The sequence below is a fragment of the Streptomyces sp. HUAS MS02 genome, assembly GCF_055702265.1.
The window spans coordinates 4,784,544-4,798,228 of sequence record NZ_CM146747.1 but is presented as its reverse complement, the minus strand read 5'-3'; the positions used below and the strand labels follow the sequence as shown (position 1 = coordinate 4,798,228).

The following is a 13,685-nucleotide window of genomic DNA, read 5'->3' as shown; positions in this document are numbered from 1 at the left end:
TCATTCGGAACGGCTCGTTCCTGGCGGACCGTTCGCCGTCGCGAGGCGTCTGAGCAGTCTGAGCATGACACACCGGTACACGCCGGTGGCCCGCGACGTACGACGTCGCGGGCCACCGGTGCGGAGGGCGCCCGGGCGGGGCGCCCCCGCGGGCTAGCTGGTGTAGATGAAGTACTTCCAGGCCCCGTACGTCGTGGTGTTGACGTTGTCGCCGGATGTCGTGTCGTGGTACTCCGAGCGGAAGCGGAGGCGGACGTTCGTGGTCGGTGTGCCGGTGAGGGTCACGTCGGACTTGCCCGCGGTGCCGAGGGGGAAGTACTCGCTGCCCCAGTCCCGCCAGGCGCCGTCGTAGTGGAACTGCAGCTGGAGGCGCTGCTTGCGGTCCGGGTAGTACGACATCGTGGTCTTCAGGACCGGGTCCTTGGACTTGCGGATGTAGTGGTACTTCTGGCCCCAGGCCGTCCGGGTCTTGTAATGGCCCGAGATCGACGACGAGATGGCGACCTTGGTGTAGACGGTGTTGGTGACCGTCCTCGCCTTGTAGCGCGCGTCGCCCGCGAACTTCACCGAGAGCTTGGTGTCACGCTTGAGGTCGACGGTGACCGACAGGTTGCCGCTGGAGTTCACCGTCCCCGACTTCACCAGCTTGTTCGGCTTGTCCGAGCCGTACGGGTCGGCCCAGATCTCGACCTTGCGGTTCTTGTAGGTCGTGCCGAGGTGCGCGGTGAACTTCACGTCCGCGCCGTACGCGTAGGTCTTGCGGTTCTTGTCCAGCGTCAGCGCGGGCGTCGCCCGGGAGACCTCGACGGAGCGGGAGGCGGACGCGGCGGTGTGCTGCGCGTCGCCCGCGTACGACACCTTGTAGGTGACCTTGCCGCCGGCCGGCGGGGTGTCCGTGAAGGAGAACTTGCCGCCCGTGCCCAGCGTCTTGGTGCCGAGCGACTTGCCCGTGGGGGACTCCACGTCGGTCCGGGTGACGGTGAGCGGGGTGCCGGCGGGCAGGGCCAGGTTCGAGGTGAGCGTGCCCTTGACGGTGAGGGACTTGGCGCGGGTGGCGGTGGCCGGAGCGGTCACGGAGAGCTTGCCGGTGTACTTGCGGGGCTCGTCGACGACGTGGAACGTGGTCGCGCCGGACGACGATGTCAGCGCGAACAGCTTCTGGCCGTCGGGGGCCCACGCCACGCCGTTGTCGTTCCACAGCACCGAGGGGTGCAGATCGCGGACGCTCGCGGGCTGGTCCGAGCCGTTGGCGAAGACGTACGTGTCGCCCTCGTTGTCGAAGTCGAAGATCGTCGCAGCGACCGTGCCGTCCGGGGCGATGTCGACACCCATCGGCTCGTCCGCCACCGGGAAGGTGCGCGTCTGCTCCAGGTCGGAGAGGCGGTACTCGGTGAGCGCGCGGCTGTTGTTGCCCGCCACCACCAGGTGGGTGCCGTCCGGGGTGAGGGCAGCGTCGTTGGGGAAGCCGCCTTTGTCCGCGGAGACCCGGATCACCGGCGTACCGGAGGAGATGTCGTAGACGATGACCGGGCCGGAGCTGATGCCCGCGTCGAGCGCGACGAGCGTGCCCGGGTTGTCCGGGTCGGCGTACAGCTGGGGCGGGCTGGCGTAGTCGTGGCCCCCGGCGAGGTCCAGCGTGACCGTGGGGGTCTCGGCGGTCAGGTCGACCGCGCCGAGACCAGAGTCCCACTGGTCGCCGTAGGCGAACCACAGCTTGCCGCCGGCGAGGGCCAGCCGCGACGGGTCGGTGTTCGCGCCGGTCGGGTACTCGGCGGTCTGGGTCCGCGTCTCCGTGTCGATGGCGACGATCCTGTCGGCGCCGGACACGGCCGCGTACAGGGTGGTGCCGTCCGCGCTGAGTTCGAGATCCCTGACCTGCGGCAGACCGGTGAGCTGGCCGACGACCACACCGGCGTACGTGGTGACGACGATCTTGCTGTAGCCCGGGTCGCTGATGAACAGCCGCTGGTGCTTGGCGTCCACCACCGTGTCGGACGGATCGGAGACGGCGACGGGCCTGCTGCTGTCGGCGGCCACCGGTGCGGCCGTACCGACCGCGAGCGCGGCCGAACTGAACAGGACTGCCAGCGCGGTGGCAGCCGGAAGAGTGCGCATACGCACAGGTTTCGAACCCCCCGGAACGAAAGAAATGGGCGCGTCGCCGTATGCCGTCGCGCGGGGCCGGTGTGTTCGACCTGTGCCGCGCGTGTGACTCCTGTGACGCGTGAGCGAAGAGTAAGTCATGCCACTGACAAGAGCGTCACAGGGGGTGGCCGGGAACTCAACGGATTTACGGAGCGGACGTCCACTCCGGCGTGCGCGCCCTCCACGCACCCCGCGCGCGGTCACCCGAACGGCCCTGAGGTGCGCCGTCACCCGGTCGGCCCACTGCTATCCACAAGGGGAGGGGACGTATCCGACGTACCCGCGAAGGGGAGAACCACCCATGGTCAGCCTGTCCGTCGACCTGTCCGTCGACTTCGCCCGGGGCTTGAACGACGCCTGGTCCAAGGTCGCGCAGTTCGTACCGCAACTCGTCGCCTTCCTCGTCATCCTGGTCGTCGGCTGGTTCGTCGCGAAACTGGTCTCCCGCGCCGTCGACCGCCTCCTGCGCAAGGTCGGCTCCGAGCGCCTCTCCGAACGTGCCGGAACGTCACGGCTGCTGCGGGACTCCTCCTACGACCTGACCGGCATCCTCCGCCGGATCGTGTACTACGCGCTGATGCTGATGACCCTGCAGTTCGCGCTGGGTGTCTTCGGTCCCAACCCGGTGAGCGCGCTGATCGACGACATCGTGGGCTGGCTGCCGCGCGCGGTCGTCGCCGTGGTCCTCGTGGTCGTCGCGATGGCCGTCGCCGGCGCGGTGCGCGGGATCGTCGGAGGCGCGCTCGCCTCCCTCTCCTACGGCCGCGCCCTCGCGACCGCCGTCTGGGCCTGCGTCGTCGGCCTCGGCGTCATCGCGGCGCTCGGCCAGGCCGGCATCGCCCAGGACGTCACCCGGCCGGTTCTCTACGCCGCGCTCGGCACGGTCGCCGGCATCCTCGTCGTCGGTGTCGGCGGCGGCCTGATCGGGCCGATGCGGCAGCGCTGGGAGCGGATGCTGACGACGGTGGAGCGGGAGACCGTGCAGGCGCGGGGCAGTGTGGCGGCGTACCGGGCGGGCCGCGAGAGCGTCCCGGCGAGCCGCGAGGGCGAGCCGGCCACCGCCGACAGGTGACCGGCATGTGACCGTCAGCGTGTCGCCGTACTCACACAGGTGCCCGCGCCTCATCGAGGGGCGCGGGCACCTGCGCGTCCGTGCGGGATCAGCCCCCGACGTCCGGGTCGAAGGCGATGCCCGACGTCATGCTCGACAACCCGGAGGCGTTCGTCCGCGCGACGGCAACGGCCCTGACCGACTGACGAGCCCGCCGCGCGGAAACGTAACAGCACGCTCGTTCGAGTGAACGGCACCGGATTCCCTGCGCGGGCTTGCGGTCTACTCTGGGAGCGTCGCGCTGAGCGAAGGAGGTCTGTCATGGCGACGGCGGAGCCGATCATCATGCCGGGGTACCAGGGCGAGTACATCAGCGGTCCCTTCGACGACCCTGACGGTGACAGTGACGTGCCCGACCACACAGGTGCGAGCGCCGAGCAGGTCTTCCAGCTCTTCAGTGCGACGGCCCCCAGGGGGTGGCGCGTAGAGCTGATCGAAGGAGAGATCTGCGTGACGCCTCCGGCCAACGGGGAGCACGAGGAGATCGTGGCGGAGCTGACGGAACAGGTCATCGACCGCCGCCGGGACCGATCCCTGCGCAATTACACCGGCATCGGGCTGGACGTCCCCGGTGGCTCCATGACCGGGCACGTGGTCCCTGACCTTGCCGTCGCCCCCAAGGGCACCTTCGACGACGAGCAGGAGTGGCACGATCCCTCCGCTGTCCTTCTCGTGGCCGAGGTCACCTCGACCAGCACCGGGGACCGTGATCGCGAGACGAAGATCCTCGGTTACGCCCGTGCCGGTATCCCCGTCTACCTCCTCATCGACCGCGAGGAAGCCGAGGTCACGGTGTTCTCGGAGCCCTCTGCGGACAGGTACGCGAAGGCGGTGAAGTGCAAACTGGGCATGGTCGTCCCCCTGCCCAGCCCCCTCGGCTTCGACCTGGACACCGCCGAGTTCTGAGCCGACGGAAAGATGATGCGCGCCCTGTCATCGGGGGAGCGCGTTGGCCGCTGTCATCAGGGCCGTGATCGCGAGCAGCGCGGCCGCGGCGGCGCGGGCATGGCGGGTGAGCAGGTCTCGGATCACGGCGACCTCCCTGCGGCTGACCGGGTGGGTTAAGCACGCTTAACGCGTCGCTTAACGTAAGGCTTTGGCCTACCAACGGCAAGAGGTTGTTGGGGAGTTGGGTGAAACGGCCGGTGTAAGCGGAGTTACTGGCATGCTTTACGTCATGGCAGGTATGGCCGAGCGTGACGACCCCGAGGTCATCGGGCGCAGAGTGCAACAACTGCGGACGGAACGGGGCCTCACACAGCGGCAGTTGGCGGAACCGGCGTACACCCCGGCATACATCTCGACCCTGGAGGCCGGCCGGGTACGCGCATCGGAACCCGCGCTGCGGCATATCGCCGAACGGCTCGGCGTCGGCTACGACGAGCTGGCCACCGGCCGCCCCGCGGGCTTCGCCACCGAGCTGCGGCTCCGGCTGACCGGCGCCCAGCGCACGCTCGCCAGCGGTGCCGGCGAGGCCGCCGCCGAGGGGTTCACGGCCGTCCTCGCCGAGGCGGAGGAGTACGGCCTGGTCACCGAGCAGGCCGACGCGCTGCTCGGCCTCGGTGAATGCGCCCTGGAGACCGGTGACCTGGAGACCGCCCAGCTGCGGTTCGAGCAGGTCGAGCAGCGGCTCGGCGACGCCCCGCTGCCGGCCCGGGTCCCCGCCCTGCGCGGCCGCGCGACCGCCCACTACCTCGCCGGTGAACTGCGCTACTCCTGCTACCTGTACGAGTCCACGCTCGACGAGCTGAACCGCAACGGCATGCACGACCCCGACGCCCTGCTCCTCCTCTACACCGGCGTCATCGCCCCCTACATGGACATGGGCGCCCACGCCCGCGCGGCCCAGGCCGCCGAGCTGGCCCTCGCGCTCGCCCCGCAGTCCGGCGACCCGGCCCTCGTCGCCCGTATGCACCGCTCGGTCGCCCGGACGATGATCGCCGAAGGGCGGATCGCCGAGGCCGACGCCTCCCTCGCCAAGGCCTCCGAGCTCTACCGCCAGCTCCAGATCCGCACCGAGCTGGCCAACTGCCACTGGATGCGCGGCTACCTCCACGCGCAGAACGGCGACTACGTCCGCGCCGAGGAGGAACTGCGCGAGGCCCGCCGGATGCTCTCCGCCAAGCGTGCCGCGCTCTACACCAGCCAGGTCGCCGTCGAACTCGCCGACGTCCTGCACCGCCGGGGCAAGTCCGAGGAGGCCGCGGAACTGCTCCGTGAGGTCCTCAGCGACCTCAGCTCCGAGCGCGGCGCCCTGCACTCCGCCGCCGCGCACCGTCTCCTCGGCATCATCGCCGAGGACGGGCGGGACGCGGACGCCGCCGAGGAGCACTACGTACGGGCGCTGAGCCTGCTGGAGCGGGCCGGTGCCGCCGGCGACCTGGCCGACCTGTGCCGACTGCTGGGCGACCTGTACCGCCGCACCGGCCGCGTGGAGGCCGCCCTCGACGCCTACCGCACGGGCCTCGGCCACCGCACGGCCCCCGGTACCACGACACTCGGCCCCGCGCCCGCACAGCCGCCTCTCTGACGATTCCCGGGTGGCCGAGCCCGAGAACCCGTACGAGAAGCGGTGACCCCGGCGGCACTCAGCCGAGATCCAGCGAGGCGACCACACCGCCGTCCTTGTCGTACACCGTGACCTTGCGGGTGATGCCCCGCATGTGCTCGGGGTTCGAGACGCCTTCCTCGACGTCGGCGAGCACGTACCACCCGCCCCACTCCTTGTTGCCGGCCAGCCGGACGACCGTGCCGTCGAGCGTCCTGCCGTCGTACAGCTCGATCCGTACGCCCGCCGCCACGGTCCGGCCGCCGTGGTACACGCCGGTGAGGAACGTCTGCCTGGGGCCCCGCGACGTCTCCTGCACCGAGGCGCCCGGTCTGCTCCTGTCGATGTTGCCGTCCACCACGCTGCGGAACTCGGGTACCTCGGAGACACCGGGTGTGTCCCCGTACTTGCCCTCTTTCGTCAGCCAGATCCGCGTGCCGTCGCCGACGTACACCTTCTCGCCCTGCTCGACGACCCGGACCTGTCCGGCGACGGGGGTGGACGGACGCGACGGCGTCGACGAGGCGCTCGCGCTCGGTTTCGGCTGCGGCGGGGCCATGGGCCGCACCGAGGTGGAGGGGCCGTCGGGGCGGAGGGCCAGCATCGCGACCAGCGGGAGCAGCAGCAGCCCGCAGCCCGTGCTCAGCGCGGCGGCCCGCCGCCGTCGGCGACGGTTGCGCCCTTCCCGCTCGATGGCCTCCAGCGGCACGGGCGGGGGCGTGAGGCCGTACGCGGCCTCGGCGAACGCCGCACGCAGCCGCCGCCCGGTGTCACCGGTGTCACCGGCGTCACCGGTGTCGTCGGTGGTGTCGGTGGTGTCGTCGGTGTCGAGGACCCCCCGATGAGCCCCTGGTCGGGCGGCGGTGTCCGGGCCGGTCCCGGAGGTCGGGTGGTTCATGGGCGGGCTCCGGGGACGGGTGAGGGTGGTGCCGGAACGAACGGGAGGGAGGGCGCGGAGCCGTGGCCACGGCGGTCCGCCTGGGCCGCGCCGGTGAACTCGGGGTGGGCGCGCAGGGCTTGCAGCCCCCGGCGCACGTGGGTCTTGACCGTGCCGAGCGAGCAGCCCAGCAGCTGGGCTATCTCGTTCTCGCTGAGGTCCTCCCAGAAGCGGAGCACCAGCACGGACCGCTGGCGGGCCGACAGGGCGGCCAACGCCTGGGTGACGGCGGCCCGTTGGGCGATCGACTCGTCGTGCCCGGCGTGCCGCTCGTGCACCCGCTCGGGCAGGAACGGGGTCAGCAGGTGCGCCACGCGTCTCTTCCGTACGCGGCTGATGTTGTTGTTCACCAGCGAGCGCCGTACGTAGAAGTCGACGTCGTCGCGCGGTATGCGCCGCCAGCGCGCGTACACCTTCGCCAGGGTGGTCTGCACGAGGTCCTCCGCCTCGTGGAAGTCGCCGGTCAGCATGTGCGCGGTGCGCACCAGACGGGGCCAGGCGGCGGTGGCGTACGCGGCGAAGTCGCCGGCCTCCGGTGCTCCGGGTTTCTCCTGCGGCACGGGCGACGGTCCTCGGGATCGGGATCGGAACGGGAACAGGAACGGGAACCACGACGGGGGAGCGTGTCGTGCGGGAGGGCGGTCACCCCCCCCTCCCGCATGGTCGGGTCAGCGCAGGCGCAGCCGGGAGTAGACGCGGCCCTTGGTGTCGAGGACGGTCACACCGCGCAGGAACTCCTGCCCGTCGTCCACCGTGGGCAGGTCGGCGATGGCGTACCAGACGCCCCAGCCCGGCTTGCCGGGCAGCTCGATCAGTTTGCCGTGGACCGTGTCCGTGCTCGTGCGGACCACCACGCGGGAGGCGGTTCCCTTGCCCCCGTAGTAGACGCCGGAGAGGTAGTAGCGCCCCTCGAAGGCGGACGCCTGGAGCGAGACGCCCGGCCGGCTCCGGTCGATGTTGCCGTCGACGACGCTCCGGAACTGCGGGAAGTCGGGCAGGCCCGGCTCCATCCAGTGCTTGCCCTCCTCCGTCATCCAGAACTCGAATCCCGGCGCGACGACGAGGTGTTCACCGGGCTGGAGGATCCGCGGAGTCGGCGCCTTCCTGGCCGCCGCCGCGACCGCCGTGCCGACGCCGTGCGCCGCCTCCCCCCCCGCGAGGCGGCGTACGACGTCGTCGACGCCCCCGCCAGCAGCGTGGTCAGCGCTGCGACGGCGACGAGTGTGTGCATCCGTGTCATGGTCATGAACGGACGGCCCCCCAAGGTGTGTTGGTCCAGGTGCTTGGTCTGACACTCCTGAAACCCGCGAGGCGTACGGGACGGATGACACCGCCGGGAACACTTTTTTCTCCGGCCCCCTACGCCTTCTCCGGCTTCTCCCTCCGGCTTCTCTCTCCGGTTTCTCCTTGCGGCTTCTCACCGGCTTCTCTCAGTGGCCGGGCGCGCTCGCGGCGATCTGTGAGCGGCCCACGGTGAAGTGCCGGGTGAGGGCCGTGCCGACCTCGACGGTGACCTTCGTGCCGGGCTGCCAGGAGGCGCGCGGGCGGAAGTCGACGCGCTGCCCGCCGGCGAGGGCCGGGTCCTCGACCCAGCTCCACGTGCCCTCGGCGCCGTCGCCCAGGGCGGTGACCTTCAACTGCCCCTCCACAGAGACTCGTTCGGAGGACGGGACCGGGCGGGCGAAGGTGACCGCTATCGGTATGCCGACGCCCAGGGTCTGCCCCTCCGTGATGTTCACCCGCACACCGTCGAAGGCCGGCGGCGTGGCGCGAACCTCCGCGTCCGCCCGGGCGAGGGCTCTGGGTATCTCGCTCGGCCCCTCGACCCGCACTCCCTCCCCGCTCCCCGCACAGCCGGTGAGCGCGACCGCGCACGCGGCCATCGCGACGATCATGTGCACCGGACGCCGGCGTGATCCCGTCCCGACGCCCCGGCTCCCCCTGGCCCTGCTCCCCGTGGTCATGGTCTCCCCCAGTCACTGACGGCGATGTGTTTCGATGGGCTGCGGCGTACGTTCGAGACCTGTACGCACGACGGGGGCGACCGGGTTGCATAGCGATGCACGGCACTTCTGACAACGGCGGGGGCATGACCGAGGAAGAGTTCGACGCGTTCTACGCCACCGCGTTCCCCCGCCTGACCGGCCAGCTGTACGCCTTCACCGGGGACCATGGCGAGGCGCAGGACGTGGTGCAGGAGGCCTTCGTACGGGCCTGGGACCGGCGGCGTGACTTCCTCGCCGAGGGGGCGCCCGAGGCATGGATCAGGACCGTGGCGATGCGGCTCGCGGTGAGCCGGTGGCGCCGGGCGCGCCGCTGGCTGGAGCTGGTGCGCCACGAGCCGCCCCCGGAGCACGCGCCGGGCCCCGATCCCGAGCGGGCGGTGCTGGTCGAGGCGTTGCGCAGGATTCCGGAGGCCCAGCGGATGGCAGTGGTTCTGCACCATCTGTGCGACTTGAGTGTCGAGGAGGTAGCCTCCGAGACCGGTGCCCCCGTGGGCACGGTCAAGGCCCGGCTGTCCCGTGGCCGGGCGGCGCTGGCGCGCGAACTGGCCCCCGGCGAGGGTGCGAAGGAGGACGGCCGTGTCCGATGAACTCACCGTCCGACTGCGCGAGTTGGCCGAGTCCGCCGAGTGCCTGCCGCCCGGGTCCGGCGCCGAGGTCCGCGCCACCGCCGGACGCCGTCGTCGACGGCGCCGTACGACAGCCGCGGTCGCGGGCGGCTGTGCGGCGGCGGGACTGGCCGCCGTCCTCACCCTGAACGCCGTCTCGCACGGTACCGAGCAGCGCCCGTCCACCACCGCGAGCATCCCGCCGAGCGCGACGGCCGAGGTGGCCGGGGCTGCCGACGCCACGGTGGACCTCTCCCGCCGCGTCATCACCGTCGACGGCCGCGAACTGCCCATCTTGGCGGGCAGGCCGGCGGCATCGACCCCGACCGGCCTGATGACCGTCACCGCCAAGGTCGACATCAAGATCGTGCCCTACCTGACGCCCGGCCCCGGCGACGAGAACGGCGAGAAGCTGGCGTGGGTCCTGGAACTGTCCCCCGCGGCGACGGGTGCCACGGGCGAGTCGGACGGCGGTGAAACGACCGACGGACCCGCCACCGACGTCACGCCCGACGTGACCGACGGGGCCGACAGAGCCGATGGGACCGACGAGGCCGCCGCGGCAGACCCGACCGACCCAACCGACCCGACCGACGCGACCGAACCGAGTGGACCCACCGAACCGACCGGCCCGAGCGGACCGACCGACGTGACCGGCGCGGAGAAGCGGACGAGCGAAGCTCCCACACGGGGCCCGGCCGCCGGCGCGCTCTGGATCGCCGCCCTCTCCGCCGAGGAGCAGGCCCCCGGCAACCAGGACATCACCTCGGGCTGGATCGGCCTGCGCACCACGGACGCCCGCTGGCTGTACGGCCGCCTCACCGAGGGCGCGCTCGTGGAGATCCGGGGCACGACCTCGCCCCGGACCTCGACGGCCCCCACTCCCTCCGCCTCGCCCACGTTCACGTCCCTCGGATGACCGGGCGGCCCCGTACCTGAGGGCCCCTGCCGCTGTCCGGGGGACCACCTCACCCGTACGCCCGCGAGCGCTGGTGGGCGGGCCCGAGCGGTGTTGGCGTGGGAACGGCAACGTCGTGCTCTCGGGAGGCTCCGCCATGCGTCGTCCGTTCCGTGTTCTCGCCCGGGTCATGGCCCTAGGGATGCTCGCGGGGGCGACGGCCTGTGTCGTGGACGACCCCGGGCACCCCCGCGGCTTCCCCGAGGCCGCCTCCGTCGAGGAGAGCACCACCTCCGCCTCGCCCACCGCCCCGGCGACCCCCGCTCTCACCGACGCACGGGCCCGGAGCGCCCTGCTGCGCCAGGACGACCTGGGCGACGCCTGGTCCGGCACCCAGGGCGCGGCGACCTGGCGGGACGGCCTCCTCAAGGGCCGCACCGACCGCCCCGAGTGCCAGGCGCTCCTCGACGCGGTCTACGCCGAGGACGTCCTCGGCGAGCCCAAGGGCGGCACCGCCGTCACCGGCTTCGACGACTACGAGTACGGCGCCCAGATGCGCTACCAGGTCGGCGCGTACGACAAGGCCGACGTCGACGCCCGCCTCCGTCGCCTGGGCCAACTCGTCGGCACCTGCGAGGAGTTCACCATCACCGGTGTCCAGGGCCGGGAGTACGGTGCCGAGGTCACCCCCGTCGACCTGCCGGGCGACCTCGGTGACGCCCGCCAGGGCCTGCGGCTGATCGTCAGCGGTGACCTGGAGGGCGGGGAGACCGCGCTCACCCTCGACCTCGCCACCGTACGCGTCGGCGACACCGCCGCCCTGCTCACCCACGGCGGCCTCTACGGCATCGACGACACCGCCACCACCGAGGCGGCACAGGCCGGCATCAAACGCCTCCAGACCCTCCTGAAGGAACAGGCGGCGAAGAAGGACAAGAAGAAGCAGGAGAAGGCGGAGAAGAAGGCGGAGAAGAAGGGGAAGAAGGACCCGAAGCCGAAGCAGGACACCGAGCAGCGGGAGAAGAAGAACACGAAGGAGCCGTCACCGTCCGACGAGAACTCCGCCGAGGAGGGCGCGTCCGACGAGCCGTCCACGGACACCGACGAGCAGTCCACGGACGCCGACGAACAGGGCTCATCGGACGAGGCCCGGGGCCGGTCCACCGCCCGCACCGAAGCCCTCCCCGCCTCCGCTAGCCCTCCTCCAGCATCGGCGTGACGACGCTCCGCACGTCCTCCTCCGTCACCGTGCTCTGCACGGCCCCGGCGATCCGGCCCGCGCGGTCGACGAAGAGGGTGAAGGGGAGGATCCGCGGATTCACGAGGCCGTTCGGCAGCTTCAGGAACTGCTTGCCGCCGGGGTCGTGCAGGCTCGGGTAGGACAGGGCGAGGTCCCGCTGGAAGGCGAGCGCGTTCGACCGCGACACGTCCATGCTGACGCCCAGGACCTGGACGTCCCGCCCCTTCAACTCCCGCTGCACACGGTCGAGATCGGGTGACTCGACCCGGCAGGGGCCGCAGGTGGAGGCCCAGGCGTTCACGACGACGACCTGGCCCCGGTAGTCGGAGAGCCGGACGGATCCGCCGTCGACGCCGTCGCCGGCGAAGTCGGGCGCGGCGGGCCGCTCGCCGACGGGGATGCTCTTGAACAGCCGGCCCCCACCCGCGTCCCCCGACTGACCCGACTGCCCGTCTCCCTTGGCCCGTTCGGCCTGTTCCACGTCGGTCGGCAGCGGCTTCGGCGTGGCGCAGCCCGTCATCGCGAGCCCGGCCACCACCACGCACAGGACCGCACGGGGGTTCGTCTTCATCGCCGTACAGCTTAGGCAACTCCCCCGGGAGGCCTGCCGATCGGCCCCTCGTAGGCGGCTGGGACACTGCTGTGGTCACCGGTTGACCGCCGGTGACGTACGGGGATGCGAGGAGCGCAGATGATCACGCCTTGGCGCAGAGCGGTGGAGTACGCGGCCGTGGTGACCCTTCCCTCATGGCTGTGGGGGCTGGTCGTGCTGACCGTGGGGACCGGAGGGGACACATCGGCCGACGACACCGCTCTCGGGCTGGTCGACGGCGGGGGACTGCTCTTCCCGCTGGTGGCGGTGCCCGTGCTGACGGTGGTCCGCAAGGCGCTTCCCGCCCTGTCGCGCTGGCGCACCGCGACGATCGACACGTCGGTCTACGCGGTCCTGTATCTGCTGACCCTGGTGGCGACCGGGTTGTGGGCGGGGTCCGGACCGGCCGACGCGGTGGACTGGGCCTTCGTGATGATGACCGTCGCCCTGCTCGACCTCCAGTTCCTGATGACGCTGGGCCTGTGCGCCTGGCGCTACGGCCGTCTGGTGCCGACGGCCCCCTCGGGCAGCCTGAGCGGTGGCCCCCGCATGGTCTGACGACGGTCGCGCCGGAGTGGTCAGCGCGGGGCGGCGTCGGCGGCGGACACGCACTCGTCGTCCGGCGCCCGCTCGATCGGTCTCACCACGTCGCTGAGGTCCACCAGGACGCCGTCGATCGCCGTGATCCGGTCGTCGACGAAGGCCTGGACGGCCGGGTCGCGGCCGTAGGTGATGAGGACGCGGTAGCCGGAACCGGTGGAGCGGTCCTCCCGGAACACCCAGTCGACGCCGTCGACCTCGACGCACGGGTCGACGGTCTCGGCCGGCGGTTCCAGGCCGCAGCGCAGCACCACGCCCCCGTTGCCCCAGGACGTCACACCGGTGACGGAGACGGGGTCGCGGGACTCGCCCGCGATCCGGTCGGGGTAGTGGTCGGCGATCCGGGTGCAGGCCGGGTCCCCGGCGCGGGCGGCCGGCCGTAGGTCCAGGGCCGGTGAGGAGACCTCCCGGGCCACGAGCAGTCCGGCGACCACCGCCGCGCCCATGGCCGCCCCGATCGCGATCCGGGCACGCCTCGAAGGGCGTCTCATCCGTCAACTCCTGCGTAGGTCATGTTCTTGCGTAGGTCGTGTCTGCGGTGTCTGCGGTGTCTGCGTTGTCCGGGTTGTCTGCGGTGTGTCGTGGTGCAGGCGGGGGGAGGGGCCCGCGGCCGGGACCCTTCGCTCGGACCCGCATGTCCACATTCACCCCGTAGGTCGTTCGGATCGGTGGTCGGCCGCGTCTCGGTGAATGGTCGAATTTTCCACAAGTGAACGCCATAACGCGGCGGTGGATCAGACTGCGGACGCCCCGACGAGCCGGGACAGGTCCCGAACCGGATCGGCCCCCGTGCGCCGGTAGGCGCAGGCCGTGTCTCCTGCGTCAGACCTCTTGGTCATTGGTCGGCCCTTCCCGATGCCGCATTCCCGACAGAGCCCCGTGCCCCGGGTGCGGCGGCGATCTACCCCCCAACTTAGCGCCCGCTACTGACATGAAGCACCCCCGTAATGACACGGGCACGTCACAGAGGAGGGGCAGCGGAGGGGCCACGGGGGGCGCCGCG

General features: G+C 71.5%; 14 protein-coding genes. 7 read left to right on the top strand and 7 right to left on the bottom strand.

Features of this window, described 5'->3' with window-relative positions; genetic code table 11:
* Positions 1-153: 153 nt before the first annotated feature.
* The gene (locus ACZ9QC_RS20545; protein WP_472921471.1) at positions 154-2,115 is read right to left on the bottom strand and encodes a YncE family protein; all 1,962 of its coding nucleotides are present in this window, start codon (positions 2,113-2,115) and stop codon (positions 154-156) included.
* A gap of 331 nt (positions 2,116-2,446) precedes the next feature.
* Between ACZ9QC_RS20545 and ACZ9QC_RS20540 the strand changes: the two genes are divergently transcribed.
* The 3 genes from ACZ9QC_RS20540 (at position 2,447) to ACZ9QC_RS20530 (ending at position 5,786) form a co-directional block, all read left to right on the top strand.
* A complete protein-coding gene (locus tag ACZ9QC_RS20540; RefSeq protein ID WP_472921470.1) occupies positions 2,447-3,217 on the top strand; it encodes a membrane protein in 771 nt (256 codons plus the stop codon).
* A 300-nt stretch (positions 3,218-3,517) separates the two neighbouring features.
* Positions 3,518-4,162, top strand: coding sequence for a Uma2 family endonuclease (locus ACZ9QC_RS20535; protein WP_472921469.1), 645 nt, complete (start codon positions 3,518-3,520; stop codon positions 4,160-4,162).
* Positions 4,163-4,442: 280 nt separating this feature from the next.
* On the top strand, positions 4,443-5,786 hold the full coding sequence (locus ACZ9QC_RS20530; RefSeq protein WP_472921745.1) for a helix-turn-helix domain-containing protein: 1,344 nt from the start codon (positions 4,443-4,445) through the stop codon (positions 5,784-5,786).
* A 58-nt stretch (positions 5,787-5,844) separates the two neighbouring features.
* On the opposite strand, the gene ACZ9QC_RS20525 is transcribed toward ACZ9QC_RS20530, so the two are convergent.
* The 4 genes from ACZ9QC_RS20525 to ACZ9QC_RS20510 form a co-directional block, all read right to left on the bottom strand.
* Positions 5,845-6,702, bottom strand: coding sequence for a hypothetical protein (locus ACZ9QC_RS20525; protein ID WP_472921468.1), 858 nt, complete (start codon positions 6,700-6,702; stop codon positions 5,845-5,847).
* Positions 6,699-7,301: a SigE family RNA polymerase sigma factor gene (locus ACZ9QC_RS20520; protein ID WP_472921467.1), complete on the bottom strand. Its 603-nt coding sequence runs from the start codon at positions 7,299-7,301 to the stop codon at positions 6,699-6,701. The genes ACZ9QC_RS20525 and ACZ9QC_RS20520 overlap by 4 nt, the downstream gene beginning before the upstream one ends.
* Before the next feature lie 108 nt (positions 7,302-7,409).
* Positions 7,410-7,775: a hypothetical protein gene (locus ACZ9QC_RS20515; RefSeq protein ID WP_472921466.1), complete on the bottom strand. Its 366-nt coding sequence runs from the start codon at positions 7,773-7,775 to the stop codon at positions 7,410-7,412.
* A 396-nt stretch (positions 7,776-8,171) separates the two neighbouring features.
* Entirely contained in the window at positions 8,172-8,636 is a 465-nt protein-coding gene (locus tag ACZ9QC_RS20510; RefSeq protein ID WP_472921465.1) for an Ig-like domain-containing protein, read from the bottom strand.
* A 194-nt stretch (positions 8,637-8,830) separates the two neighbouring features.
* Between ACZ9QC_RS20510 and ACZ9QC_RS20505 the strand changes: the two genes are divergently transcribed.
* The 3 genes from ACZ9QC_RS20505 to ACZ9QC_RS20495 all read left to right on the top strand — a co-directional run bounded on the left by ACZ9QC_RS20505 (position 8,831) and on the right by ACZ9QC_RS20495 (position 11,469).
* The gene (locus tag ACZ9QC_RS20505; RefSeq protein WP_472921464.1) at positions 8,831-9,334 is read left to right on the top strand and encodes a SigE family RNA polymerase sigma factor; all 504 of its coding nucleotides are present in this window, start codon (positions 8,831-8,833) and stop codon (positions 9,332-9,334) included.
* A complete protein-coding gene (locus ACZ9QC_RS20500) occupies positions 9,324-10,271 on the top strand; it encodes a L,D-transpeptidase family protein (protein WP_472921463.1) in 948 nt (315 codons plus the stop codon). The genes ACZ9QC_RS20505 and ACZ9QC_RS20500 overlap by 11 nt, the downstream gene beginning before the upstream one ends.
* Positions 10,272-10,407: 136 nt before the next feature.
* Positions 10,408-11,469, top strand: coding sequence for a hypothetical protein (locus ACZ9QC_RS20495; RefSeq protein WP_472921462.1), 1,062 nt, complete (start codon positions 10,408-10,410; stop codon positions 11,467-11,469).
* Here ACZ9QC_RS20495 and ACZ9QC_RS20490 read toward each other — a convergent pair.
* Positions 11,444-12,061, bottom strand: coding sequence for a TlpA family protein disulfide reductase (locus ACZ9QC_RS20490; protein ID WP_472921461.1), 618 nt, complete (start codon positions 12,059-12,061; stop codon positions 11,444-11,446). The genes ACZ9QC_RS20495 and ACZ9QC_RS20490 overlap by 26 nt on opposite strands.
* A 120-nt stretch (positions 12,062-12,181) precedes the next feature.
* On the opposite strand from ACZ9QC_RS20490, the gene ACZ9QC_RS20485 reads away from it, so the two are divergent.
* Positions 12,182-12,640 carry a hypothetical protein gene (locus ACZ9QC_RS20485; protein ID WP_472921460.1) on the top strand — a complete coding sequence of 153 codons (459 nt, stop codon included), beginning with the start codon at positions 12,182-12,184 and terminating at the stop codon, positions 12,638-12,640.
* Between the two features lie 20 nt (positions 12,641-12,660).
* Here ACZ9QC_RS20485 and ACZ9QC_RS20480 read toward each other — a convergent pair whose 3' ends face one another.
* A complete protein-coding gene (locus ACZ9QC_RS20480) occupies positions 12,661-13,173 on the bottom strand; it encodes a DUF3515 family protein (RefSeq protein WP_472921459.1) in 513 nt (170 codons plus the stop codon).
* Positions 13,174-13,685 lie beyond the last annotated feature (512 nt).

Coding starts and splice junctions, on each gene's coding strand:
- ACZ9QC_RS20485 (WP_472921460.1), top strand. CDS start 12,182: ATGATCACGCCTTGGCGCAGAGCGGTGGAGTACGCGGCCGTGGTGACC.
- ACZ9QC_RS20490 (WP_472921461.1), bottom strand. CDS start 12,061: ATGAAGACGAACCCCCGTGCGGTCCTGTGCGTGGTGGTGGCCGGGCTC.
- ACZ9QC_RS20535 (WP_472921469.1), top strand. CDS start 3,518: ATGGCGACGGCGGAGCCGATCATCATGCCGGGGTACCAGGGCGAGTAC.
- ACZ9QC_RS20515 (WP_472921466.1), bottom strand. CDS start 7,775: ATGACGGAGGAGGGCAAGCACTGGATGGAGCCGGGCCTGCCCGACTTC.
- ACZ9QC_RS20495 (WP_472921462.1), top strand. CDS start 10,408: ATGCGTCGTCCGTTCCGTGTTCTCGCCCGGGTCATGGCCCTAGGGATG.
- ACZ9QC_RS20510 (WP_472921465.1), bottom strand. CDS start 8,636: ATGATCGTCGCGATGGCCGCGTGCGCGGTCGCGCTCACCGGCTGTGCG.
- ACZ9QC_RS20505 (WP_472921464.1), top strand. CDS start 8,831: ATGACCGAGGAAGAGTTCGACGCGTTCTACGCCACCGCGTTCCCCCGC.
- ACZ9QC_RS20525 (WP_472921468.1), bottom strand. CDS start 6,702: ATGAACCACCCGACCTCCGGGACCGGCCCGGACACCGCCGCCCGACCA.
- ACZ9QC_RS20480 (WP_472921459.1), bottom strand. CDS start 13,173: ATGAGACGCCCTTCGAGGCGTGCCCGGATCGCGATCGGGGCGGCCATG.
- ACZ9QC_RS20545 (WP_472921471.1), bottom strand. CDS start 2,115: ATGCGCACTCTTCCGGCTGCCACCGCGCTGGCAGTCCTGTTCAGTTCG.
- ACZ9QC_RS20540 (WP_472921470.1), top strand. CDS start 2,447: ATGGTCAGCCTGTCCGTCGACCTGTCCGTCGACTTCGCCCGGGGCTTG.
- ACZ9QC_RS20530 (WP_472921745.1), top strand. CDS start 4,443: ATGGCCGAGCGTGACGACCCCGAGGTCATCGGGCGCAGAGTGCAACAA.